Source organism: Paraburkholderia sediminicola, from assembly GCF_046026675.1.
Lineage (GTDB): Bacteria > Pseudomonadota > Gammaproteobacteria > Burkholderiales > Burkholderiaceae > Paraburkholderia > Paraburkholderia sediminicola_F.
Map to the genome: position 1 here is coordinate 1 of NZ_JAQQEY010000001.1, position 24672 is coordinate 24672.

The following is a 24672-nucleotide window of genomic DNA, read 5'->3' on the forward strand; positions in this document are numbered from 1 at the left end:
GTCGCTGACAACCCCGGCATCTCGTACAACCCGCTGTTTCTGTACGGCGGCGTGGGTCTGGGCAAGACCCATCTGATCCACGCGATCGGCAACCAGCTTCTAATGGACAAGGCCGGCGCGCGGATTCGCTACATCCACGCGGAACAGTATGTGTCCGACGTGGTGAAGGCCTACCAGCGCAAGGCGTTCGACGACTTCAAGCGCTACTACCACTCGCTCGACCTGCTGCTGATCGACGATATTCAATTTTTCTCAGGCAAGTCGCGCACACAAGAGGAATTCTTCTACGCGTTCGAGGCGCTGGTCGCGAACAAGGCGCAGGTGATCATCACCAGCGACACGTATCCGAAGGAAATCTCCGGCATCGACGACCGCCTGATCTCGCGCTTCGACTCCGGCCTGACGGTGGCGATCGAGCCGCCCGAGCTGGAAATGCGCGTTGCGATTCTGATGCGCAAGGCGCAATCCGAGTTCGTAAGCCTGAATGAAGACGTCGCGTTCTTCGTCGCCAAGCATCTGCGTTCGAACGTGCGTGAACTGGAAGGCGCGCTGCGCAAGATCCTCGCGTATTCGAAGTTCCACGGCCGCGAAATCACGATTGAAGTGACGAAAGAGGCGCTGAAAGACCTGCTGACGGTACAGAACCGGCAGATTTCGGTGGAAAACATTCAGAAGACCACGGCCGACTTCTACAGCATCAAGGTCGCGGACATGTATTCGAAGAAGCGTCCGGCGAACATTGCGCGGCCGCGGCAGATCGCGATGTATCTGGCGAAGGAGCTGACGCAGAAAAGCTTGCCGGAAATCGGTGAGCTGTTCGGGGGGCGCGATCACACCACAGTGCTGCACGCGGTGCGCAAGATCGCTGCCGAGCGCAGCACGGACGCCCAACTGAACCACGAACTGCACGTGCTGGAGCAAACGCTGAAAGGTTAAGCAGCCTGGAAGGAAATTTCGATCTGTTTATTTCGGAACTCGCCCCCATTTTAGTGGAGCGGTTCCGTTTTCAGGCACAATACAGGTTTAACCGCCCGGCGGCCGCGGGCGGAATTCACGCCGTGACAGGCGCTGCGTGGCGCCGGCGGGGAGCCGCGGGTGCGCGCTGTAAGGCTGGCAAGTCAGGCGCGCAGGCCGTCATATCAACGAAGGAACTCTATGCAACTGGTCAAGACCGAACGCGATAACCTCCTCAGGCCGCTGCAAACCGTGAGCGGCATCGTCGAACGCCGCCATACGTTGCCGATCCTCGCCAATTTGCTGATTACCAAGAACGGCCCTGAAGTGTCGTTCCTGTCGACCGACCTCGAGTTGCAGATCACCACGCGTGCCGATTTTGGCGTGGGCGGCGATTCGGTCGCGACCACGGTGGCAGCAAGAAAGCTCCTCGACATTCTGCGTGCGATGCCCGACGGGCAGGTCACGCTGACCTTGAACGACAAGCGTTTGACCGTGCAATCCGGCAAGAGCCGCTTTGCGCTGCAAACGCTGGCGGCCGACGAGTTCCCGACCGTTGCTCAAGCTAAAGACTACGGCGCGAACCTGGTGGTTCCCCAGAAAACGTTCCGCCAGTTGCTCGGCATGGTCCATTTCTCGATGGCCCAGCAGGACATCCGCTACTACCTGAACGGCATGCTGCTGGTGGTAGACGGCGACCAGCTGATGGCGGTCGCAACCGACGGCCACCGTCTGGCGTTCTCGTCGATGAAGATTGAAGGCTCGTTTGCGCGTCAGGAAGTGATCATTCCGCGCAAGACGATTCTCGAACTGCAGCGTCTGCTGGAAGACATCGACGACACGCTGAAGATCGACATCGCGCCGACGCAGGTGAAGTTCACGTTCGGCCAGGTCGAACTGGTGTCGAAGCTGGTGGAAGGCAAATTCCCCGACTTCCAGCGCGTGATTCCGAAGTCGCACAAGAATCAGTTCTTGATCGGCCGTGAAGAACTGCAGCGCTCGCTGCAACGTGCCGCGATTCTGACGTCGGACAAATTCAAGGGCGTGCGCTGCATCATCGAGCCGGGCCAGTTGAAGATCATGTCGACCAACGCCGATCAGGAAGAGGCGCAGGAAGAACTGGAAATCGCGTACGACGGCGACAGCGTCGATATCGGGTTCAACGTCACGTATCTGCTCGACGTGCTCGCGAACCTGAAGGTCGACATGTTGCAAGTGAGCCTTGGCGACGCCAGCTCCAGCGCGTTGATCACGATTCCCGAGAACGACGAATTCAAATACGTCGTGATGCCGATGCGCATCTAACGCGTCCAAAAACCAAGAACACACCAAGGGGCGCAGCGCCCCTTTGGCGTTTTTATGGTGTTTTGAAAAGTCCCGAGCAGCAACCCAGCAGCAACGCAGAACCGGAAAAAATCCATGACTGAAACGAACAATTCGCAACCCGACAATAGCGGCTATGGCGCCTCGTCCATTCAGATCCTTGAAGGTCTGGAGGCTGTGCGCAAGCGTCCCGGGATGTATATCGGCGATACATCGGACGGCACCGGCCTGCATCACCTCGTGTTCGAAGTGCTCGACAACTCGATCGACGAAGCGTTGGCCGGGTACTGTAACGACATCCAGGTCACCATCCACGCGGACAACTCGATTTCGATCACCGACAACGGCCGCGGTGTGCCGACCGGTCTCAAGATGGACGACAAGCACGATCCGAAGCGCAGCGCCGCGGAAATCGTGATGACCGAACTGCACGCCGGCGGCAAGTTCGACCAGAACAGCTACAAGGTGTCCGGCGGCCTGCACGGCGTGGGTGTGTCGTGCGTGAACGCGCTGTCGTCGTGGCTGCGCCTTGTGGTGCGCCGTGACGGCAAGAAGCACTTCATGGAATTCCACCGTGGCGTGCCGCAGAACCGTATCATCGAAGAGATCGACGGCGTGGCTGTGTCGCCGATCCAGGTGTTGGGCGACACTGAAAACCGCGGGACCGAAGTGCACTTCATGGCCGACGAGACGATCTTCGGCAATGTCGAATATCACTACGACATTCTGGCCAAACGGATTCGCGAACTGTCGTTCCTGAATAACGGCGTTCGGATTCGCCTGCACGACTTGCGCAGCGGCAAGGAAGAAGATTTCGCGTTTGTGGGCGGTGTGAAGGGTTTTGTTGAGTACATCAACAAGAACAAAGCCGTCCTGCACCCGAACATTTTCCACGTCGCCGGCGAGAAGGACGGCATTGCCGTCGAAGTCGCGATGCAGTGGAACGACAGCTACAACGAAAACGTGCTGTGCTTCACGAACAACATTCCGCAGCGCGACGGCGGCTCGCACTTGACCGGTTTGCGTGCGGCGATGACGCGCGTGTTGAACAAGTACATCACCGATCACGAAGTCGCGAAGAAAGCGAAGGTCGAGACGGCCGGCGACGACATGCGCGAAGGGCTCTCGTGCGTGCTGTCGGTGAAAGTGCCGGAGCCGAAGTTCAGCGCGCAGACCAAGGACAAGCTGGTGTCGTCGGAAGTGCGCGCGCCGGTGGAGGATGTGGTCGCGAAGGCGCTCGAAGAATTCCTGCTGGAAACGCCGAACGACGCGAAGATCATTTGCGGCAAGATTGTTGATGCGGCGCGGGCGCGCGATGCGGCTCGGAAGGCGCGTGAAATGACGCGTCGTAAGGGTGTGCTGGATGGCGTTGGTTTGCCTGGGAAGCTGGCGGATTGCCAGGAGAAGGACCCGGCGAAGTCGGAAATTTATATCGTCGAGGGCGACTCGGCAGGCGGCTCGGCGAAGCAGGGGCGTGACCGGAAGTTTCAGGCGATCTTGCCGCTGCGCGGCAAGGTGCTCAATGTGGAGAAGGCGCGCTATGACAAGCTGCTTTCTTCGGAGCAGATTGTGACGCTGATTACGGCGCTGGGTTGCGGGATCGGCAAGGAAGACTACAACCTCGACAAGCTGCGTTATCACCGCATCATCATCATGACCGATGCTGACGTGGACGGCGCGCACATCCGTACGCTGCTGCTGACGTTCTTCTATCGTCAGATGCCGGACATGATCGAGCGTGGGTATATCTATATCGCCCAGCCGCCGCTGTTCAAGATCAAGGCGGGTAAGGATGAGCGGTATTTGAAGGATGAGGCTGAGGTTAATGCTCACATTCTGAAGCTGGCGTTGCAGGGGTCTGAACTGCTGGCTTCTGAAGGCGCTACGCCGATTACTGGGGATGCGTTGGGTGAGTTGGCTCGGGCTTATTTGTTGGCTCAAGCTGTTGTTAACCGTCTGAGCCGGTTGTATGACGCTGGGGCGCTTGAGGCTGTGATGGATGGGGTTGTGATTGACCTGTCTAGCGAGGAAGCGGCTGAGGGTTCGGCGAAGGCGCTTGAGGCGAAGCTGCGGGATGATCCGTTGAAGCCTGAAGTTAAGGTCACGACGATGTATGACCCGGTGCGTGAGCTGCGCTCGCTGCGCGTCGCGCGGACTCATCACGGTAATCAGAAGATTTCTGTGCTGGATCAGGATTTTCAGCTGACCGCTGATTACCAACAGCTGATCAATACCGCAAATACGTTTAAGGGGTTGATTGGGACGGGCGCTGTCATTAAACGTGGCGAGCGGAGTATGGCTGTTACCGACTTCAAGAGCGCTATGAAGTGGTTGTTGGCTGATGCTGAACGCAATATTTCCAAGCAGCGTTACAAAGGCTTGGGCGAGATGAATCCTGGGCAGCTTTGGGAGACTACGATGGATCCGACTGTGCGTCGTCTTCTTCGTGTGCAGATTGAGGATGCTATTGCGGCTGATGGCATCTTTACGACGCTCATGGGGGATGATGTGGAGCCGCGGCGGGCATTTATTGAGTCGAATGCGTTGCGGGCGGGGAATATTGATGTTTGATGCAGTGTGTAGCTGAACGCATAACCTGAGAATCTGGGACCCATAAGCCGAGAAACTTATGGGTCTTTTTTCTTGATAGCTCGAATTAACGGATAACTCATTGACGTCCGCCGTCTCGAAAAGGGTTCAAAGCGGGGAGCGGTACATCTTTCAGTCCGATGTCGCCAAAAGGTGGAATCTGGCGAAGTCGGTGACGGTGGTGCTCCCTAACGCGGTGACGACTGCATGCTGAGGTGCATTAATTTCGGTTACTAAGCCTCGATTTAGTTTTGGTTACGTGGCTCTTCCCGGCCGCTGAGCCTTACCTGGCAAACGGTAACCAGAATTAATGTCCAAGGGGTGCTGGAGCATTTTCAAGCGCCCCTTTTTTGCACCCGGCACCGCGATTTCGCCTTCGCGACGCGCCAGCTCCGGGAAGTCGCCGTCGAGTCAAGAGGACGCCACGAGACCCGAGCGGTGACTCACCTACAGCACGACAGGCCTAACTCCCGTGTGGGCAATCTGCCGCCCGCGCTGGAAATTACGCATTTTTACCGAACTACGATTTCTCACGTCATATTTACTTGCGTAGCTCACTTGAGTTTGGTAATGTGCTTTTTCCCGGCGATAGGCACTCTGGTGGCGCCTATCCTCCATTGCGTCACTATGTGATATCGCGATATAGCATTGCGGATAATATTTCCTATATGCATATCAGTTTTGATTTGTGGTCATTGCGCAAAGCGCTAGACAAGCCGGGATTGAATGGAGAAAGCTGCTATGAAGAAATTCACGTTCGTACAGCGTCTAGTTCTTGCATTGATTATTTTCGCGACCGAACTCGTTCGGCTGGCAGAAGAAATCATCAAGAACGTGACCATTAATTATAAAAATTATGGAACCTCGGTGGGATTCCAAGTTTGAGCTGAAGCCAGGGAAGTGGGTCTTCGTTCCCAATGGCGACACAATAGAGCTTGGACGAAAAATCAAAGATGACCTACGCCCACGGTGGAAGGCGCCTGCGTACTACTACCATCTTCGTGACGGAGGCCACGTTGCAGCGTTGAAGGCGCACCTTGGGCAGACCTGTTTTATCCACGTCGACATCGAGAATTTCTTTCAGCGTATCAACCGCAGCCGGGTAACTCGTGTCCTGAAAGGGATGTACAGCTACGCAGAAGCTCGAGATATCGCAAATCTCTCGACGGTCAGATTGCCTGAGGACGCGGAAAAACGCTACATACTGCCGTATGGATTTGTTCAGTCCACTTTACTAGCAAGCGTCTGCCTGCGAAAAAGCGCACTCGGCAATTACCTGAAGCAGCTCTCTGTGACTGACGGCATTGAGGTGAGCGTCTATGTCGATGACATAATCATCTCTCTGAACGACCAGGCGCTGGCGGAAGAGATTTTCGCCGATGTTAAGAACGTGGCCGAGAAGAGCGGTTTCGATTTAAATCAAAAGAAAGAGCAGGGACCGGCCGACAAAATCAGCGCTTTCAATATCGAGTTGTCGCAGAACTCTCTGCATGTATTGCCTGACAGGTGGCACGCGTTTCTCGACGCGATGCGTGAAGACGGGAATCCCCATCGGCACCAAGCCATCTTGGGGTACGTCGACTCGGTGAATCCGGCCCAAGCTAGTCAGCTCCGGGCAGAGGTGCTCTGATACAACGCGCGGATGCTCTCGCCGTAGGGGCTGCGCGGGCCGCGCACGGCGTGGTCGCTCCGCGCCCAGGTCGCCGGAATTTTTCGCGCTGGAATAGCGCGCAGCACCATGGCAGACCTTCCCGCGCCTCGAACAAGTTCAACTAGCTCACGCGGCAAACAAGACAATCCACTCAGGTTCGACCGGGGGCACGTGGCGGCTGCCAGCCTGCAACGGGACCGACATGGACATCGATGCCTTGCGTGAACTCCTTCTGCTTGTCGGGGGGGCCAAGGTAGAGGATTGCAAAGCAGCTCTTGGCTAGTTCTCGATAAATCTCGGGGTCAGTCGCGCAGTTGAAGAGGAGGCCCACGTGCATTTCCTGGCTGCCACTTCTGGCTATGACTTTCACCTGAAGCGCTTGCTCATCTGGTTCGAGCATCTCTACGTCCCATCCAGCGTCTCTGAGCGGCCGTACCAGGTCCTTGATGCACTCCTCCGTCAGATGCGCCTTGCGCAGGAGTGCACCATCGTCGGTGGGCCTCGGCGGGACTATCTGACCGTATTTCTGGTAGTTTTGCTGCTCAAGCAGTCTTAGCGCCAACTGTCCCTGCGCCTGAAGTTGCGCCTGCTGCCAGAGTAGAACACTGTCGTCATTCATTTCCGGCAGAAACAGTGGCACGCTATTGCTTTCATCGTGCCAGGATTCAATAACGCCGAAGGTGGCGAGGGCAACGACCAGGCGTCGGAAATTTCCGTCGTTTGCCCAATCCGTCGAAGTCCCGTGAGCGAACAGATGGCGATTCAGCCAGGTTACTCCGTCATACTTGTCGGTGTTGCGAAAGAACACCTCCTTCAGCCATTGACGGAAGGTTTCAAAGATGAAAACTCGCTCGTCTTGTCCATACAGATACTCTGCAGTGCTGAACTCGCTCGGCACCCAGTTGTGGTCGAAATGCACGTGTGCAGCAAGTGCACACGCTCGGTCGATTACACGGTCAATCTGGTCCGCCACAGGCAACTTTCCGTTTTCCTCTGAGATGCGCTGGAGCGCGCCCTCCATGACCGGAATAAGCGCAGCGATGCTCGATGCCCGGTGTCCGGCATAGAAGGCCAGATATGCCTCTCTAGCAATCGGATAGAACGGGGCGAGAGTGCGCGACTTCGAGATGAATTGCGCGATGCAGACGGCCTGAAATGCGAGCGTGTATATCGTGGAAGTATGGTAGTCGAATTGTTTTATGGCTTCCTCCTTCGAGCGGTGTTCGACAGCGACCAACAAGGGGCCGGTCTGCCCTCGGTTAACCCAGAGGGGCTCGAACCATTCCACTTTGGACCAAAGGGCCGCAAGACGTTCGTGTGCTTTCCTGTTTGCGAGCCAGATAGGGTCATCGGTCGCGGAGACAGTCGGGAAGTATGCTGTCTTGCCCCCGACGGCTAACACTACCGCTGGGATGGGTCGAAAAGCCCCAACTTTCTTCTCGACCACTTCCTGGACATCAAGCCCGGCCTCGTTCGCCCACGCTGCGATTGTTTCGGCATTGAGGTCGCTTAAATTCGGGAGCTTGAGGGCGCGGCACCAAAGCCCTTTGAATTTCTTGGATAGCATCGCATCGGCGTCTGTATTTCTTTCGGGCATGTTGTCGTCCGTTCAGTTCGGTTTTCGCGCAGCACTTTGATGCTACGTGACCCGTGAGGTCGCCCGCAGTGCTTTCGGTTTCGCTACAATCGTCCGCTAGCCGCGGCGTGTCTTTCGTGGCCTGCCTCAGGTTCAACTTGTTGCTAATATAGGGTTCGGACGGGCAATTTTTGCCACTGGCGTGAGAGTCGCAGCGCTTCCACGTCCCGCCAACAACAAAGTCGTGATGCACTCGACATGAGAGTAGCTCGAGGCGTCGCTGAACGACAGCTGCGTATCCAGACGCCCTGATGTCGATACAACTGGCTTTCCAAACTGTCAAGCTTCGCCAGATATGCGAGAGCTCGCTATCCGCAAAGCGAAGTCTGGGGGAAGATGCGGCACACTCGCTGCGCACACGCCTCGCGGACCTTTGCGCGAGCACCTCGCCTGTCGACTTAGTGAATTTGGGCCTCGCTGCCTTTGACAGCGGCTCGGATGTCCGGATTTTTATCTATATTGAAGGTGGCTACGCTGTCACTGCAACCGTGAACAACCGCCCAGAGCCGCGGTTGGAAGACGACCAGCTTGACTGGAAGCGAGTCACACGCCTGAAAATTCTGTCCATAGAGCGCGCCAATGAGAACTGAAACCGATTTTTCACCCACGTGGGCAGTTCCGCCTGGCCGGACCATTTCCGACCTGCTGGCGTCGAAAAGGATGCCTCCGGAGCAGGTGGCGCAGTCTCTGGACCTGTCGGTCGATGAGTTCGACGACCTGCTAACGGGCAAATGCACTCTGACCACTCCCGTGGCGACCCGACTGGAGGCTGTACTCGGTGCATCAGCCGCCTTCTGGCTGCGTCGTGAAGAGCAGTACCGCGAGCAGCTGGCAGAGTTGACTGAAGACGTTGACCCGGATGACGCCGACTACAAGGCTTGGCTCAAAAGTCTTCCGTTCAAGCAAATGGTCGATTTCGGTTGGATAGACGAAGCCGCGGACAAGAGGACGAAGCTGCGCAGTTGTCTGGAATTTTTCGGGGTGCCAAATCTGGACGCATGGAACCGCAATTACGGAGAGACCAGAGAAGCGGCTGCATTCCGGACAACGGACGCGCACGTCGAAAGCGCACCAGCGACGGCGGCGTGGCTGAGGCAAGGCGAGGTCTTGGCTGACCGGACTGATTGCGAAAAATGGAACCCGGAGCTCTTCGAGAAGCAACTGTCGAAAGTCCGAGAACTCACGTTACTTTCGAACCCTGCCGACTTTATACCGAAGCTCCAGCGGCTATGTGCGGAAGCCGGCGTGGCGGTCGTTATCGTGAAGGCGCCTCCGGGATGCAGGGCTAGCGGGGCGACGTTCTTCGCGACGCCGACGAAGGCGGTGTTGCTGTTGTCTGTCCGCTATCTGAGCGATGACCAGTTCTGGTTTTCGTTCTTCCATGAGGCAGGCCACCTCGTACTGCACTACGACACGCAGTCGTTGATTCTCGAGACGACTGCGGATGGGCCGAAATCGCCAATGGAAAAAGAGGCGAACCAGTTTGCTGCCGAGCACCTAATACCGCGGGTGTTCCAGCAGCGTATGCCCGAGGCTGCGAAGTCCATGCTCGGTATCGCACGACTAGCCCGCGACGCTGGCGTATCCAAGGGAGTCGTAGTTGGTCAAATGCAGCATCACGGCCTCGTGAAGCGCGAGCACTTCAACAAGCTGAAGACCCGGTATACGTGGAGCTGAGAATCATCCACGGAAAGCGAGGAATTTGTCGGGGCTTTTCTGCCAGTTGCAGAGCGAGTCTTCGATAACCTGCATTCCGACCTGCAATTCGCCGTCCAGTGCGATGGCGAGTTCGTCCATTTTTTTGCGGGACTTTTGCCCCATCCCCGGCACTCCGAACAGTAGCTGTGCGCCCGTGGCTGGCCCCGTCGCCTCTATCATATAAGCAGACGGCGGTTCGATATCGACCAAGCCAACTTTGCCGACCATCGTCAGGTAGTCGAATTTGCCCAGTCGCCCGAACCGAGCAACAGCGTCCATGGATTTATAGAAGTAAGCGAAAAGCTTCTTGGAGTCATCGCCCACTGCCGCCTTCGCCGACTCAATCAGTGCGACATGGGAGCGTTCCGGGCCGACCCAGTCAGCATAGCTCTGTAAGACACTGTCGAGGTGCCTAATACTTTCGTACTGGCGATGGTTCCCGAATTTGAAACGAGCCTTTTCCTTCTCGATTGCCGGCAAGCGGTCGTGCAGCCAAAGAGTAAATCCGTCTTTTTCTCTGTTGTACTGTTCCCACGTCCAGACGAACTTGTCCCTGAATGCACCGTACACCATTCGAAGTAGACCGTAACCCGTCTTCAGGTTGCGACCGCACGCGACGAACAGGAAGACTATCCAGAATGCCTCGTCGATATTTCCCTTGTCCATGTGCCATACGGCTGCCCGGATAGGGTCAAACATATCGTCCTTCGGGTCGGTTCTGCGCTCGGATATTTTGTCTTTCTTGTCACGAATCCGTTTCACAAAATCTACCCGATGGACGCTCTCCACCATCTGCTCAACCAGCGTGGATAACGCCACCGGATTCGCAATCCCGGGCAAAAGTTGTCCGTTTACCCGATAGTCACGTAGCTGTTTCTCAAGGCGCGCTGCAAGTTCTCGGTCGTATTTAGCCATTGTAATTTGACGGATGCTGGAGATGTTCAGTGTATCTGGCGCTGCTCAATCCGCCTCTTACTGACTGGCGCCGGACGGCGGTGGCGTATCGAGTCCGCCGGGCCCAAATAGCTCTTGCGGCACGGGGATAATCGGGGGCGCCTTGCGACGCTCTCGTTTCTCGATATAGATTTCGTACACATCGGAGTGCATCTGTTTCTTGATGCGCGTGATTTGCTCCCGATGCGCCTTGGTGGGGGCAATCGAACAGCTGTAGACCTGAAGCAGTCTGGCGAGGTCCGCCCAATAAGGATGCATTCGCTTGAAACTCGTTCCTTTGCCCTGTCTGATGCTGTCTTCGGCCTGGAGCAACATCTCGATGGACTCGTGCGGGTCACCGAGTGGCATCGCCGGCATCGGAACGCGCGCCTGAACACCTTCTTCCAGGTACTCGGCGGCTTTCTTGGCATCGTCCGCGTAGAGATGAAAGCTTCCGACTGCATGCCTGTACGTTCCAACCTCTACTTCGAGCTTTCGTGCCATGATTTCCTGCAGCATGGTGAAAGCGAAGACGTCGTGCGGAAGGCCCTTGTACGCATCGTTCGAGCGCATCGAGACCAGCAATTGCAGTTGCGTTTTGCGGACGGTAAATTGCAGCGTGCAGGTGCACGGCATGTCCTTGAGCGTCGACTCCAGGTCAGCGGCAAGGTCATCGGCCTTGAAGAGCTGGATGACTGCGCGCCTTGAATCGGGCCAACGTTTCAGCGTCTGTACGACGTTGTCGAGCTGATTAATCCCGTTCAGATTGAGGAGTCGCGGACCGTATGCGCCGTAGATGGTTTTTCCATCGTCCGAGTATTTCCCGTAACCCGGGATGTAATAGTCAATGAAATCGAGTTGGTTGGTGCCGGACAGATACCATAGGAATTCACCGATACAACTGTAGAAGGTGCTCTTCAGTTCTGTTCGACTTAATCGTGCCCGAGGATTGGTTATCTGAAGCAGCCCGCCAAATATTTCTGTCGCTGGACCTTTTCTCGGATGGATTTCATATGAACCCCTTCGACTCAGCAGGCGTTTGTAGACCTTGATTAGCAGGTCGTCCAGAGTTTCGGCGCTCAGATACATGATTGGCTTCTTATGGACCACACTCGGTTGCCGACAGCAATAACATCACGTCCTGTTATAACTTTCGCGAAGTCACTCAAACAACCTAAGCTGTCTATTTTGACTTGCCATTTGCGCCTGAAGCTCCAGCTTCAACTGGCGTCCGCGCATGACCAAGGTCCGCCGGTCAGCGAGCTGGGCGCCGCGACATAGCGCAATGTCTCGAACTTGGACGGTGACATCGTAGTGCGGCAACGACGCCTGGGCCTGAAACCAACCGCGTCTCAGCCCGAGCGATGTCGCAAACCTGTGAAGCTCATCCAGCGAATCCGCTACCAGATGGCACCACTGACGACCTCGCCATGCAATGCGAGCGTTGTCTACGTAGACCGCCAATGTCGCCCCTCAGAAAGTTTTTTGCTTTTTTCAGTCAATTGATGATACTTCAGAACTATGCCTCAGTGAACGGATTGCGCATCTAAAGTAGCTGATAGTTCCAGCAAACAATTTGGACATTAGATGCCGACCTCGCCCCTGCTGGCCTGTTTGGACACGTGCACTCCGTGCTCGTGTGCGAACGAGGAGCACGTCGGTCGGCATCATCATCGCAGGCACCGCTCACAACATTCTGGACTTCAATGATTCCTCGAACTGACGGGCGGCTTCCATCTGATGTTCAGCAAGTTCATTGCATTCAAAATAGACAAGGTCAAAATCGACGTCGTCGTTTCCATAATCCTTTCCTTCGAACGCTATTGCTACGAATCTAGTGAAGTCTGGGGAATGCTTCTTGGCTAGCAGGCAGCGGAAGTGCATCTCGTTTGTTCTATTTTCACGGTACTGCTCGTATAAGATGCCTGGTGTTCTTGGCACTGTCATCAGAATATAAATTGTGCTTTCATGCGTGAGTGACTGGATGCGTTTAACGTAATAAAGGTCGCTAGCCAGTTCTCTTTGAGCGAATGACTTCCACGTATCAACAATAAGAACGCGGCCCTCACGTGTCTCCGCAGCTAATAACCGCAAAGCGTGCTCAATACGTATTTCCGAGTCCTCGGCATACTTGAGAACCCCTGGTGGAGTGCCATCAATTAGGCGCGAGATTACCCTTTCCCACCGCTCACTCTCCAGCATGCGCTCGCGATGCTTCTGATACGTTGGGTTATTGATTAATCTGGCTGGCGAATACCCTTCAAATGGACGAGCGTTCACCTTCGGCTCAAGTATCAATGCAAGGTCGGGAATGAAATCTCCGGTCCGTGCGCCTTGGCTAATAAAGTATGCGGTGAGCAAATGTTCTTCGTTTGGGACGACCACGCCGGGTGCGAAATTTTTCAGGAATGTTTCACGATGAAGCAGATATTTTATAAAGTCCGGTGCAGTGCTAGTGAATTCGATAGCGCTGGTTAGTCCCTGTTGGTCGAAAATATGGAAAAACAAGCCGTCTTCGACTGGGAGCCCGACCGTAAGACGGTTAGATTTGTTGTGAATTTCTTGAAGACGCGTGTCAGTGCGCAAGCGAACTATGTCCCCGGACTGGCTACTCTCCATGCTCTTTTCAATGCCACTAGCGATTGCGACTAGGTGATATTTAACGTGTTCGCCCGTAGGTAGTTGAAATGGAAACTTCCGTGTGCAAGATGCGTCAAGGAAGATTCGTTGTGGATATGACCTAACCCATCGGTGCGCACCTTTCAATTGATTCAAAGATTTCCTCAAGGCAACTTTACACCAACGTCCCCACGCAACTTCAGGGTCGGGGTGTGAGCCATACTCGCTTAACTTATCCGAGAAAATAATGACGTCGTTGCCGAACACTAATAGAAGGTCAGCGAATTCTTTTCCACTTTTTGGGTCTTTGTCCGTGTAGAGATTCGCGTGACACCACAGCTTTAAGAAGGCTCGTCTTCCGATAGCTGTTAAATGTTGTTCGGACTCGTTCAGTCCTTCGGACGATGCTGTATCAAATAGCCCCCGAGATTTACCCAACTTACTTCACCTTGTAGAGAATTATTTGTGTCTGTGGCAATCGCGGCCGGCACAGTGTTATTGACGTACCCAAATTCATGGAGAGCCGTTGAGTCAGTTCACCAATGAAGTGAAACGAGATTCACCTGGTCGGACCTCCGCGGCGCATATTCAATGGGCATGTCATAACCCATCATAAAGAGCGCAGCCTCGACGTTCCTTTTTCCTTCTGTGCCACTACACCAACTGGCGTCAGAGACCTTGATTGCTTCGGCAATAATCCAGTTGAGTTGCACGGCGCATCTTGCCCATTGAATTGCGCCAGAGGCGCTGTGGGTCAGTTTCGCGAATCGATACAGACCTGACGAGGGGTTACGATTGCGGCGACCTTCACCCGCGGCCCAACGGAAGTGAAGTTCGTCAGGAACCGACGATGAACGTTCATTTTCTGGCAAAGACTCAAGATATAAGCGGACCAGATAGCCCGTGCCTGCTCCAACTCGTCCGTCGTAGATGACGCCCGCGCACGCCAAAGCAAAAAATTTGACCCATGTTGCATTCATCGTAAGTCCCGACCGTTCACGCTGCCCAAACAGTGAGAGGTCTACTTTGTCCATCAGCAACGCCTCTGTGGCCGCGCGCAGATTGGTGAGCAGGAGATGCTTAGAGTTGTTCGCCTGCATCATAAAGCGGTCGATACGCGATTGTCGACCGCCGAACGCCCAGTCGACTGTGGCGAACAGTGCTGCACGCAACCAGAGCCACTCCCAGGCCTGGCAATCCGCTCGGACGGCTCGTGAAATCTTACGGTCGATGACACGCAGCCGGGCATTGTTGTCTTCGAGGTAACCGCCATCCCACCAATACGACTTGAACAATTGCTGAAGGCTGGTCACCTTCACTCTACGACCAAGGCGTGTGTCGTAATCGGCAGGAAGACGCCGGCTGTTTGTAAAGTCCAACGTGAGCGATAGAGGTTCCTTTCCTGACAGCAGTTTGCCAAAAAACGCTACGAAGCCGGGGACCATACCGGAAGCTAGATATTCCTCTCGTGAAATTTCCATAATCGAACTCGCATCGGGATTGCAGGAAAACAGATTAGGTCGGGTGCAACTGCGAGGTCAACGCTGTTGTTGTTTTCGCCCCATGTTTGATACCAGGGCAAATACTTGTTCGTCTTCCCAAACTGAGAACACTTCTGTATACGGCCATCAGAAGGGCAGTAAAGACAGTGTTCCATTCGCCCTAGCGTCGCCTTTTCAAGGGATGACGAGCTCACGAATACGATGGCCGGACGGACTGTCCTGCGTCGCGAGCTGCGCAAAGCTAGCGACCCAGCGACACTCGGTAGTCGTGTCGGCCGCGACGAAGCCGGCTTCTTCTTCCCGGAACGCATTGAGGTCGCATCCCGGCTTCATCGGCAACGACTTCTCGGCGACCGTCCGGGCCCTCTAGGCGAGGCTATGAGTTTGGTAGTCCGCCATGCTTTGACTCTCAAGTTTTCGTCCGCGTTGCCGTTACGGGTAATGATGGCATACGTCGAGCGGCTCCGTACGCGCGAATGCAAGAGACCGCCTATAGCCGACTCCGAACAAGGTGCCCCCACCGGTTTTCTCGCGAGTTTCGAAAAAAATGCAGCTGAACTTCAACGGGACTTGTGAGCCTTTGGCCCACTTAACTCAGATTAGCTGCTAACCAAATTTCGACCGCTGCGAATCCTGAACTTTCTGTCGCCTACTTTCTGATTGTAAAGGCCGCAGCCGATGGTCGGGACCTTCACCTCTCCCCAAGGCACCTCGATAGCATGCAGCAAACATGTTCTTCAACAATTAAGCGGCACATTGAAACGGAGCTTTCCGACCCGAAGAAAGCTCTTTCTATGCTGGGTAAATTTTCTGCAACTGGCCTATTTTTTCTGAGCGGCTACTACGCTGGACTGAGGTTTACCCCTGATGTGAGTCTCGGGCAAAGCGCCTTTGTTGCTTTTCAGGCAGCATTGTGGGGGACATTAATCTTTGGTCTTTTAGGCTTCTCCATTTCCGGACCTGCCATCACCTATCATTTACTTGACATCAACACCGATGACGTTGCGCGCAAAGTGCGGAGTGCCGCTGTCAGGTCTCTTCATGCGCGCGCCCTCTGGTCGCAGGTCTTCTGGTTCTGTGTCTTTGCCGTATGCGCTATCTATCCTTTTAGACACGACCCCGAATATGGAATGCAACTTGACTTAGGCTTTGGTGTGGCCGTGATATGCATGATTTTCAGTGCGGTATTTACTTTGACCAGCCCCCTGATACGAGGCTCAGAGGCAACTGAGGGCCGCGGAATCTTCTTTGCATCGGTGGTGCTGATAGGTTTCTTTTCGCTTATTGCCATAGCAATGCTGTATACCCTTTACGCAACAACTCCGCACTACAATGATAACGACTGGTGGGGACTCCTCGGTGCGGCGGGACTTGTCATTGTGACCGGCGCCATGCAAGCAGGCTTTCGAAAGAGAGATGTTGTCCTGAAGGTTGCAATTGGAGCCGTCGCGTGCGTTCAGGTAATGTTCATTATGCACTCGGTTTCGGCACCGTTCCGGCTCATAGCGAACGTCATTGGTATTGCCGAGCAACGGCCCGTGTCTATTGCTATACCAGTGGCCTCCTGCCGCCAAGCGGAAGCCATATTGCATCCATTGACGAGTTTCAGTTGCCGCCCAGACGGCACCGGCTTGCTTACGAATGTCGAACTACTAAATTCTCTAGGAAATCGATGGCTGGTGAAATTTCCCGGCAATGAACGGACTGTGATATTGCCTGGAAAAGATGCAGTAGTTCTGCGCTAGCGCCGGCATCGATTTTTCTGAGACACATCGCTTGGGGTGTCAAGATTGTCGAGTTTCGCTATCGAATTACGAACGCTCATTCGCAGCAACTGCTGGCAAATGGAAGGTAACTGAACCTTGAACGCACATCTAGCTCGTTGGAACTTTCACGTCACCCCCGGTGATATTCTGTTGCTTCACAGTCGTGACAAAGCAAGTGCGACCGCCATTAAGTTCGGGCAGTCCATCAAACGAATGCGACCGGCGCACTACACGCACGTTGCAGTAGTCCTGAATGACACACTCATAGTGGACGCTATGCCGAATGTCGGTGTGACGCTTAGGGAGTGGCGTGGCATTGAAGTCAATTACGATATCGCGCTGTGCAAGGTCGCGAGACACAACGGATTCGCGCGCGACAGCTATTGTGCTTCCGAATCCATTGTAATGCTGCATAGGAGCGTTGCCGTCAAGCTAGCGGAGTCTGTGGGAGGAGTCAGAAATCCCGGCGACGTTCTGGAGCGTTTGGCGGGCAAGTGGCTCGATTGCATTAAGCACGACTGGTTCCGCACGACTCCTCTGCTCACCGGCGCCGCAGGGCAGGCATGGTCGCCGGAGCAACGAGCTATCGCGCATATCCGACTGCACGACTCGATACGGAGTAAAGGCACGCTTAGTCCCGCTGAGGCGGCGGCACTTCTCTTCCATGCATTCGTTGGCCAGGAGCCGACGCCTTGCGCAGGCGGCTATGGAACTTCGAATTCTTGAGGACGACGGCGCACATGAAGCAGTAGAGCGCAATCTGCTCTGGTTAGGGGCCCTGCGCCGCTCGTTCAACTTTGGGAAATGAAGAAGATATATACAAAGACAACCGAAATAGTCAACCGGACAAACTGGACCAGTGACGCGGGACCGGTCGAGCGTTCCTTGATTCAGTACTGGGAAGCCATCACGAATCTGCTCGAAAGCCAAAGTAGACTTTCGTCATGTCCCGAAAGGTTCCTAGTTTGAGCCCAGACAGCGCGAGCCGCACGAGCAAGACGAAAAACAAGCGAGCCCGACCACGACCCAACAGGTGCGCATCGCTCGGAACCACGGGATTAGGACGTTTGATGCCATGTCTCGATGATGGATGAGGATATGCGCGCCGAGGCACTGGGGCTTGGACACCAGCCGGACGCATACAACCTTGGTTTGTACTGGGAGGGGCGCTGGGACAGAAGTGCTCCCGGCAACGTCCTAGTTATTTTCAGTGCTTTCGACGACGCGTTGCGGTAAAAGACGACGGTGTCGTTTAATATCCATCGAAGAAAGACAACCCGCCCTGACACCAGGATGACCGAAGACTCCTCCCGCACCACAATCGTCCCGAGCACAAACCGTGGAGACCCGCCAGACTTCTCGAAGATGGAATCGAAGCAGTTTGAAGAGTTGACATGTGCCGTACTGGGTCATGAACCCGACATCAAAACCGCGGATTTGTTTCATGAGGACGGCGAGAAGCAGTTTGGTGCGGATTCGTACGGCGACCTTCGGGGCGAATTTGCGATAGCCGTCGCTTCATCGAAATGCTACGGAAAAATCATCGCGAGCCAGATTAGAAATTGGTCGGACGACTTCCTCAAGCATCATGAATCGTTCTGGAAAGAACGGAATGTCCGACGTTTCATTCTCGCCGTTGCGTCGCCCGTTCATGGGCGCGGCACCTCCGACACCGTTTTTACGCAGAAAAAGCTCTTCCACGCCTTGGGAATGGAATACGAGGTTTGGGGGCCGCGCCAATTCCAAGAAAAGCTCAGATTCCAACGCGGAATCGTCACGCAGTTTCTCGGCGGTTATTGGGCCAACGTCCTCTGTGGTGACGTCCCTGTAGGCGCCAATGCGGTCGCTGCCGACCAGAGTGCGGTCCTTGACCTGGTCACGAACACTGTAGCGCCCCTTGCCTCTGCTTTGAGCTCGGAGGTAGATAGCAAACTTGATTCGCTAAAGGCGCGACTGCGCGAAGAAAACCCAAGCGGCATTGCCCTTGAGCTCGAAAAGATGAGGACCAGTGCCCATTGGTCGAGCATCGCACCACATGTCAGAAGCAAATGCTTACGGTATCTGGCGTCTGCAAAGCTCCAGGAGGGAGATATCGGCGCGGCGACGGTGTTCGCAAGCGAGGCCGACGCCATTTCCGCCGACGGCGCCGTGACGTTCAAGGCGCTCTTGACGGCCCACCAAGGGGACCACGAACAAGCACTTCAGCTTCTCGAGCACGTGTCTGTATCAGACGCCCAGGAGATGAAGGTAGCACTGTTGCTCGAGGCAGGGCGTCTGGATGACGCTGAGCACATCCTCGACCGGCTCCCGCCCGTTGACGGCATGCCCACAATCGAAGCGTCGAGGTTACGTGCGTTTCTATTGCTGTTCCGTGGGAAACGCACTGCCGCTCTGGCAGAGATACGGCGAGCGGAAGCGCGTGCGCCTCGCTGGTTCATTGTGAGACGCGCCGGTGCGATTATTCGCTACGCGAATGCGTTGTCAAAGGTCGTGGGGGAGGAGCACTTCGCCAACCCAGCGCCCATAGCAGCCGAACTTGTGCGCCAAGACGACGCGAACCAAGCGCTCCTCAGCGAAGCGTTGGCAACATTTGACAGTCTCGCCATCGAGCGGCGAGAGTCACCTGTTGGCTCCCACGATGAATTGTGGGCGTTGGCGTGTGAATGCAACCTGGTCGAAGGTTTCTTCTCGGCGCAAGCACGTTGCGACCGACTGCTCGACGCTGACCCAGGAAGCCCTGAGGTCATCAGCTGGGCTCTCACGCGTGGCCTGAAATTTGACCAGGAACGTAGTCGTGAGGCGTTACGTGTTGTCGCGGAGGGAACCCACAAAGATGCTGCTCATGTGCTGGCCTACAGTTGGCTTTTGACACTTGATTCGGACGACTTTGGCGCAAAGGAAGTGTTGCAGTCAAACCGCGAGCTCTTCAAGAAAGAAGCGCAACGAGTAGCATACGACGCGCGTTTAGAGTTTCTCGAGCCGTCCTCGACCGATTCAGGCGCTACATCGGGCCAAGACAGTGCCAGCGTTGAGCGCCGAATCTTTGCAATGGTCAGCGATGTATCGGACGGTTTAGCCTGGGAAGAGCTTGAATCGCTGTTTTCCAGTCTCGCGACCCGGGATGCACGTTCAGTCGCGTTGCTCGCAGCGGCGTCACGGCTCGCTGCTGCGAGTCGCTGGGAATTTCTCGGTCGTTACGTCCAACTGCTCACCAAGTTTGAGACGGCATCAGCCATTGAAATTGCAGCACACGCAGCGTTCAACACGGGAAACGCGGCGTTGGCACTAACTGTACTGAAAACGAATCGGGCAGCTTTCCCTCATCGGAAGTTTCCCCGAAATCTGGCCACTATTGAAGCTCATTCCCTTGCTGAACAGGGGCAGCACCGACAGGCCCTGAAGGCAGCAGAAACGTTGTCCTCGGAATTCGACGGAATCCGGGAGCGTATGTTGCCCGCGGATATCCGGCTGAGATTTGGCGATATACGTGGTGCCCTTCCAGTCATCCGTGATGAGATATCGAAGAACGAATTGCCGCCCAGTGATGCTCTTCGCTGGGCTCGCGTGGTAGCGCTCGAAGACAGGGACTTAGCCCGTAAGCTGCTGAAACATGCTGGAGCGATGGGTGTGCCCGAAGAATTCGCCATTGAGGCTCACGTCCAGGCTATTCGACTCGGAATGGATAGAGAGGCCACTGTCTTCGAGTCCGCAATCGCCACGCTGATGGCCAAGTCGAACGACGGTCGGTTTCGGATGATGACCTTCGAGGAATTTCGACAACTCCAAGCTGCGCGCGCTCAGACTCAGTTCAACCTATGGAACGCCTATCTTGATGGCGCAATGCCATTTCATGTCGCGGCGCAGCCCGCCGACATTGATTTCAGTGGACGGTATTACATCGGCTCGGTGGCCTCGCAAGACAACGATGAGCGGCCGCCGTTAATGATTCGGCACGGCGCACGGACTGTCGATTTCGATACCGGGATAACATTTAAGGATTGGCGCCTCTACATCGACGTCTCGTCTTTGCTGCTGGCAAAGCAGCTGGGGGTTTTGGAGGCTATTGATTCTGCGGTCGCCGTGGTGATTGTCCCGCAGTGCGTTCAGAGACAGCTCTTGACCTTCGCCGATTCGCTGGAGCATCCTCAACCCAAGAGGCTTGAAGTCGAGGCGGCCATCGCCGAAGCCCTGAAAACTGACTCTATCGGCATTTGGACGCAGCCGCAGAATGCTGGCTCCAAGCTGCTACCCTCCGATGATGATTTTGGCACATGGACTGTCGTTGCGGACGACTCAGAATCCGTGCCGGAGGGCAGTCAACGCGCCACACTCACAAGCGTCTTGGAAGGGCTCCGGCAAGCCGGTCAGATTGACGCAGCGGAATTCGAGGATGCAGTTTTTGACGCTGGTCCGGTTGAGGCGGAGTTGCCGGTTCCGCCACCAGGCGCCCGGTTGCACTTTCGCGCGGGCACGCTCGGTACACTTGCATTCAAGTGCTCGCTACAGATGGTTCTGAAGACCTTCGCGGTCCAAGTTGACGCCGAATTCGCGACTGTGCTCGCGCAAAACGTCCGTGCCGCGCATGAGCGGCGAGAAGTGCTGAAAGTGGTTAACGAACTCCGAGCCCACATAGCAAATCGATTCCTGGACGGCAGCTACCAGACGGCGAAAGGGCGCGCAGGACACGCCGAGAACAACGAGGAAACGTACGCAAGCTATTCCATGCAGATTCGCGGGCTACTCGAGTTCCTCCGTTGTGAGCCTGATATCAACGCAGTGTTTTGCTGCGATGACCGATTTGTTTCGGGATATCCAAGGTTTGGCGTGGCCCCAGTGGTCGGCATCTATGAACTCCTACGAGAGCTCAGAAAGTCGCGCGCATTTTCGGACTCCGACTACTTCGCGAAGCTGCTTCACCTGCGCAGAGCCAACGCAATGTTCCTGCCGATAGAGGCGGAGGAGGTCCTTTTCCACCTTGTGCGGGCAGCCATCGTCAATGGCCAGGTTGTAGAAACCCATGCGTTGTCTGTCCTCAGACGGTACTTCGCTCGCGTTGCTCTTCAGGAATGCCGCCTGAAAGTTGGCGACTTTCCGGCTATCAAAAGCGACCGGCCCGATGAGATAAATGTCTTCATTGCGACCCGTCGTCTCACGGACGAGTGCCTAACAAAGGTGTGGCCGTCGAAAACGGATACCGACGAGCAATGCATAGCTTGGGCTACGTGGATTTGGTCACAGCTTCGGATGGAACGTCCGTTGGGCGACCATCCGTCAATCAAGAGGGACCAAGACTCATTGGCAACGTTCACTGCGGTCACTTTCAGTGCTGCCTTGAGTACCATCATACAGCTCGCGATTGGACATTCGGAATCGCGAAAAAAGGCATACTCGCAGTGGCTCAGTGACTGTGCTATCAAGAACCGATTTCACGCTGACCAACTGCTGGCCAATCATCTCGTCGCACAATTCACGATTTTGCTCGTCGGCCTCCTTGCACCCGATGCGCCACCGAAAGACAAGCAGTATTCGAACGAAATTGTCGCCGCCTATCTTCGTCAGGCGCTCGACCTCCTGCCCGAGGAACTCCGTGACCGACTGCTCGCTGACTCCAGCTTGCAGCGGAGCCTGATGACTAAAATCGTAAAAGTCGTCCATATAGGTGAAATCCAACTGCAGCAGGACCGCTTTATCCCGGCGGTTCGCCGAGCCATCCAACATGGCAAGTCCCGAGCAAAGGCGCACGAATCAACCGATATAGTCACGTTCCAACCCATGGAACCCCCAGGAGCCGTCGCAATCAAGTGCAAGGAAAAGACCGCTCAAATCAACGACCGTGCCTTTCTTCTTTTTGAGTGCAGGAATGAAAGCGAAATCCGCTCGTTTCTGAACGAACACCTCGCTTGGTTCGACCGCAGCCAGGCAGAGCGTGAAGCAGCCATGGAAGCGATTGTTGAAATCAAGTCCGAGGCTAAGCGATACGAGGCGCTCGACGAAGCTAGAAGGCAGAGTCTTCCATTCCGCTACAAGGAAATTGAAGACCAACTCGACGAGAACCACAGCGTTCCCCTCGCAACATGCATCCCCCCTCGGCCGGAGCAAGTATTCAGACACCTACGCCTCGAGGCAGGCAATGCGCGGTTTTCGGAGAGGTGGGCTATAGCAGCGGACGCTCTGCTGACGGACTGCGGGCTTGAGGAAGCGTTCCTTCGCTTGGGCTGTCTCCCCGTGCCATTGCCGAACGTTTTTGTCGAGCGTTTTGGGGCAAGTCCGCCCGAAACGCAGAGGTCTGCATACGCAGGTTTCGCCGAACTCGCTGCACGCTCTCCACTGCATTTTCTTCACGCATTCGCATTGCTGAAATGCGAAGGTTTGCCCTCCGACGTTAGAGCGCTGGGCTCACGTATGGCAACCGACGTGCTGTCGCGCTGGAACGGCTTGGCCGACGCAATGGGCCCATTGTTAATGTGGTCGGAGACTCACGCGCATGAGATGCAGGAGTGGCGAAGCAAGACCGTCGAAGAGCAGTTGGTCACGACTTGGTACCATGCGGCGCGCCTGATGTGCATACTCAACCGCAATCTCGACATGGAAACGCAAATTCGTGAGCACTTTGCGAAGGCGCGCGGCGCAATGTCGGCTACCGCTTTCGGCGGGCTCACTCGGTCCTTGGATTGTGCGTCTCCCAATAATTTTGTTGGCGTAGTGTTGTTTTACGGCGGCATGAACTACGTGTTGCAAGGCGCACAAGGCGACTCGCTGCTTTCGGCGGAGCAACGGGAGCAGGCTCTTACGTTGACCCGAGTCAACAACCATGCCAACCCCTGGCTCATTGCATCACGCGAGTTGTCACCGAATTGCCTTGAATCGTTCTTGCGCGTCGATTCGACGGTTCGCGTGGAGTCGTTTGACTTGCCGTCAACGCTCTCTGAAGACTTTGAAAACGAACTAATTCAGGCATTCGAGACTTCAACCGACAATCCGATGCTGTGGGTTCACCTGTACACGTTGGCTCGGATGGGGCTGAGCGCGGCTAACCGGCAACGCTTCGTCCAGATAGTGGCGAACGCTCGGCTAATTTCTCTTGCTGAGCTCGGAACGGACGTCCTCATCGCCTGGCGTTGCTTTGCCGGTTGCGTAAGGCTACTAGGCAATGGTGATACTCAAGCAGCCTTCACAGCGCAATTGTTACAGCTTGCCGAAGCGCTTGGCGACCGATTTAAGGGTAACGGGACAGCCGTTAATGTTGATGGGGTAGACGAACGTGCACGAAAGCTCAACGAACTGCTAGAGGCTTGCATCACGTTCAGTCGCAGCGATGATACCTCTCTGGCCTACGCCAGTATCGCTGAGCTGTTCACGGGCATAGCGGCGGTCTGGAGGACCGCGAGGGTGACAATTTGCAGGACCCTCGAAACCATATACGACGAGTCGCGGATAAGTGACAACGGGGCTGTGTGGAATGCGCTGGTTCGCCTTCGGGCGCAAACCTGAGTCATGGCCCTAGGCGGCACGGGAACAAGACGCGAATGACCATACCTTGTTCGCATCGTTGACGCCCGGCGCCTGTCGGCCGCACAAGTTGCGCGCACCGCCTTCGAGTCTTTGCCAGCGGGACCTTTCACATAACGAAGAGCACAGCAGTAAGCACAAACGGAACGGCGACGGTAACGGCCCAGCCGAGCTACTTTGCTATCTGAATGTCGGTAGTGGCAGATGCATTTACGTTGACGGCGTGCGCCGAGAGAGTGGCAGGTTTTATCGCATCGAAATGCATGAGAAAACGGCGCTCTATTAAAGTTTTGCGTATTTTTTCCGTAATTATTCAATGACCACCGACAGTATCGTTCAACAGCTCGCGAAGTTGTCATTTGCGTCCGTAAAGTGACGATGTAATGCGCCCATCAACCGAACCTGAACCGAGGTGTCGGCGGCAAACGGAATTGGCGCACCTAACGTCGAGCTTCGGCCCTCCCACTTAACGTGCACCTTCACTTTCAATAA

General features: G+C 55.4%; 16 protein-coding genes. 9 read left to right on the forward strand and 7 right to left on the reverse strand.

The window, feature by feature from the left end; genetic code table 11:
- The 4 genes from dnaA to PQQ86_RS00020 all read left to right on the forward strand — a co-directional run.
- The coding region (dnaA, locus tag PQQ86_RS00005) for a chromosomal replication initiator protein DnaA (RefSeq protein WP_408263931.1) at positions 1–936 on the forward strand (936 nt) is incomplete at its 5' end.
- Between the two features lie 219 nt (positions 937–1155).
- On the forward strand, positions 1156–2259 hold the full coding sequence (gene dnaN, locus PQQ86_RS00010; RefSeq protein WP_408200302.1) for a DNA polymerase III subunit beta: 1104 nt from the start codon (positions 1156–1158) through the stop codon (positions 2257–2259).
- A 114-nt stretch (positions 2260–2373) separates the two neighbouring features.
- Complete coding sequence (gyrB, locus tag PQQ86_RS00015; RefSeq protein ID WP_408263933.1) at positions 2374–4848, forward strand: DNA topoisomerase (ATP-hydrolyzing) subunit B; 2475 nt, start codon at positions 2374–2376, stop codon at positions 4846–4848.
- Positions 4849–5722: 874 nt separating this feature from the next.
- Positions 5723–6496: a reverse transcriptase domain-containing protein gene (locus tag PQQ86_RS00020; RefSeq protein ID WP_408263935.1), complete on the forward strand. Its 774-nt coding sequence runs from the start codon at positions 5723–5725 to the stop codon at positions 6494–6496.
- A 172-nt stretch (positions 6497–6668) separates the two neighbouring features.
- Here the strand turns inward: PQQ86_RS00020 and PQQ86_RS00025 are convergent, their stop codons facing one another.
- Positions 6669–8114 carry a hypothetical protein gene (locus PQQ86_RS00025; RefSeq protein ID WP_408263937.1) on the reverse strand — a complete coding sequence of 482 codons (1446 nt, stop codon included), beginning with the start codon at positions 8112–8114 and terminating at the stop codon, positions 6669–6671.
- 290 nt (positions 8115–8404) lie between these two features.
- On the opposite strand from PQQ86_RS00025, the gene PQQ86_RS00030 reads away from it, so the two are divergent.
- Complete coding sequence (locus tag PQQ86_RS00030) at positions 8405–8743, forward strand: hypothetical protein (protein ID WP_408263939.1); 339 nt, start codon at positions 8405–8407, stop codon at positions 8741–8743.
- Positions 8733–9830: an ImmA/IrrE family metallo-endopeptidase gene (locus PQQ86_RS00035; RefSeq protein ID WP_408263940.1), complete on the forward strand. Its 1098-nt coding sequence runs from the start codon at positions 8733–8735 to the stop codon at positions 9828–9830. The genes PQQ86_RS00030 and PQQ86_RS00035 overlap by 11 nt, the downstream gene beginning before the upstream one ends.
- Before the next feature lie 3 nt (positions 9831–9833).
- Here PQQ86_RS00035 and PQQ86_RS00040 read toward each other — a convergent pair whose 3' ends face one another.
- The 6 genes from PQQ86_RS00040 to PQQ86_RS00065 form a co-directional block, all read right to left on the reverse strand.
- The gene (locus tag PQQ86_RS00040; RefSeq protein ID WP_408263942.1) at positions 9834–10766 is read right to left on the reverse strand and encodes an alpha-glutamyl/putrescinyl thymine pyrophosphorylase clade 3 protein; all 933 of its coding nucleotides are present in this window, start codon (positions 10764–10766) and stop codon (positions 9834–9836) included.
- A 57-nt stretch (positions 10767–10823) separates the two neighbouring features.
- Positions 10824–11873, reverse strand: coding sequence for a thymidylate synthase (locus PQQ86_RS00045; RefSeq protein ID WP_408263944.1), 1050 nt, complete (start codon positions 11871–11873; stop codon positions 10824–10826).
- A gap of 72 nt (positions 11874–11945) precedes the next feature.
- Entirely contained in the window at positions 11946–12248 is a 303-nt protein-coding gene (locus PQQ86_RS00050; RefSeq protein ID WP_408263946.1) for a DUF4031 domain-containing protein, read from the reverse strand.
- A gap of 222 nt (positions 12249–12470) precedes the next feature.
- The gene (locus tag PQQ86_RS00055) at positions 12471–13841 is read right to left on the reverse strand and encodes a hypothetical protein (RefSeq protein ID WP_408263948.1); all 1371 of its coding nucleotides are present in this window, start codon (positions 13839–13841) and stop codon (positions 12471–12473) included.
- A gap of 98 nt (positions 13842–13939) precedes the next feature.
- Complete coding sequence (locus PQQ86_RS00060) at positions 13940–14884, reverse strand: hypothetical protein (protein ID WP_408263950.1); 945 nt, start codon at positions 14882–14884, stop codon at positions 13940–13942.
- 195 nt (positions 14885–15079) lie between these two features.
- Positions 15080–15238, reverse strand: a complete 159-nt coding sequence (locus PQQ86_RS00065) for a hypothetical protein (protein ID WP_408263952.1) — start codon at positions 15236–15238, stop codon at positions 15080–15082.
- A gap of 386 nt (positions 15239–15624) precedes the next feature.
- Here PQQ86_RS00065 and PQQ86_RS00070 point away from each other — a divergent pair, with 386 nt between their 5' ends.
- From PQQ86_RS00070 to PQQ86_RS00080, 3 genes are all read left to right on the forward strand, one after another.
- Complete coding sequence (locus PQQ86_RS00070) at positions 15625–16650, forward strand: hypothetical protein (protein WP_408263954.1); 1026 nt, start codon at positions 15625–15627, stop codon at positions 16648–16650.
- 117 nt (positions 16651–16767) lie between these two features.
- Positions 16768–17397, forward strand: a complete 630-nt coding sequence (locus PQQ86_RS00075) for a hypothetical protein (RefSeq protein WP_408263956.1) — start codon at positions 16768–16770, stop codon at positions 17395–17397.
- Between the two features lie 567 nt (positions 17398–17964).
- A complete protein-coding gene (locus tag PQQ86_RS00080; RefSeq protein ID WP_408263958.1) occupies positions 17965–24162 on the forward strand; it encodes a tetratricopeptide repeat protein in 6198 nt (2065 codons plus the stop codon).
- Positions 24163–24672: the final 510 nt, after the last annotated feature.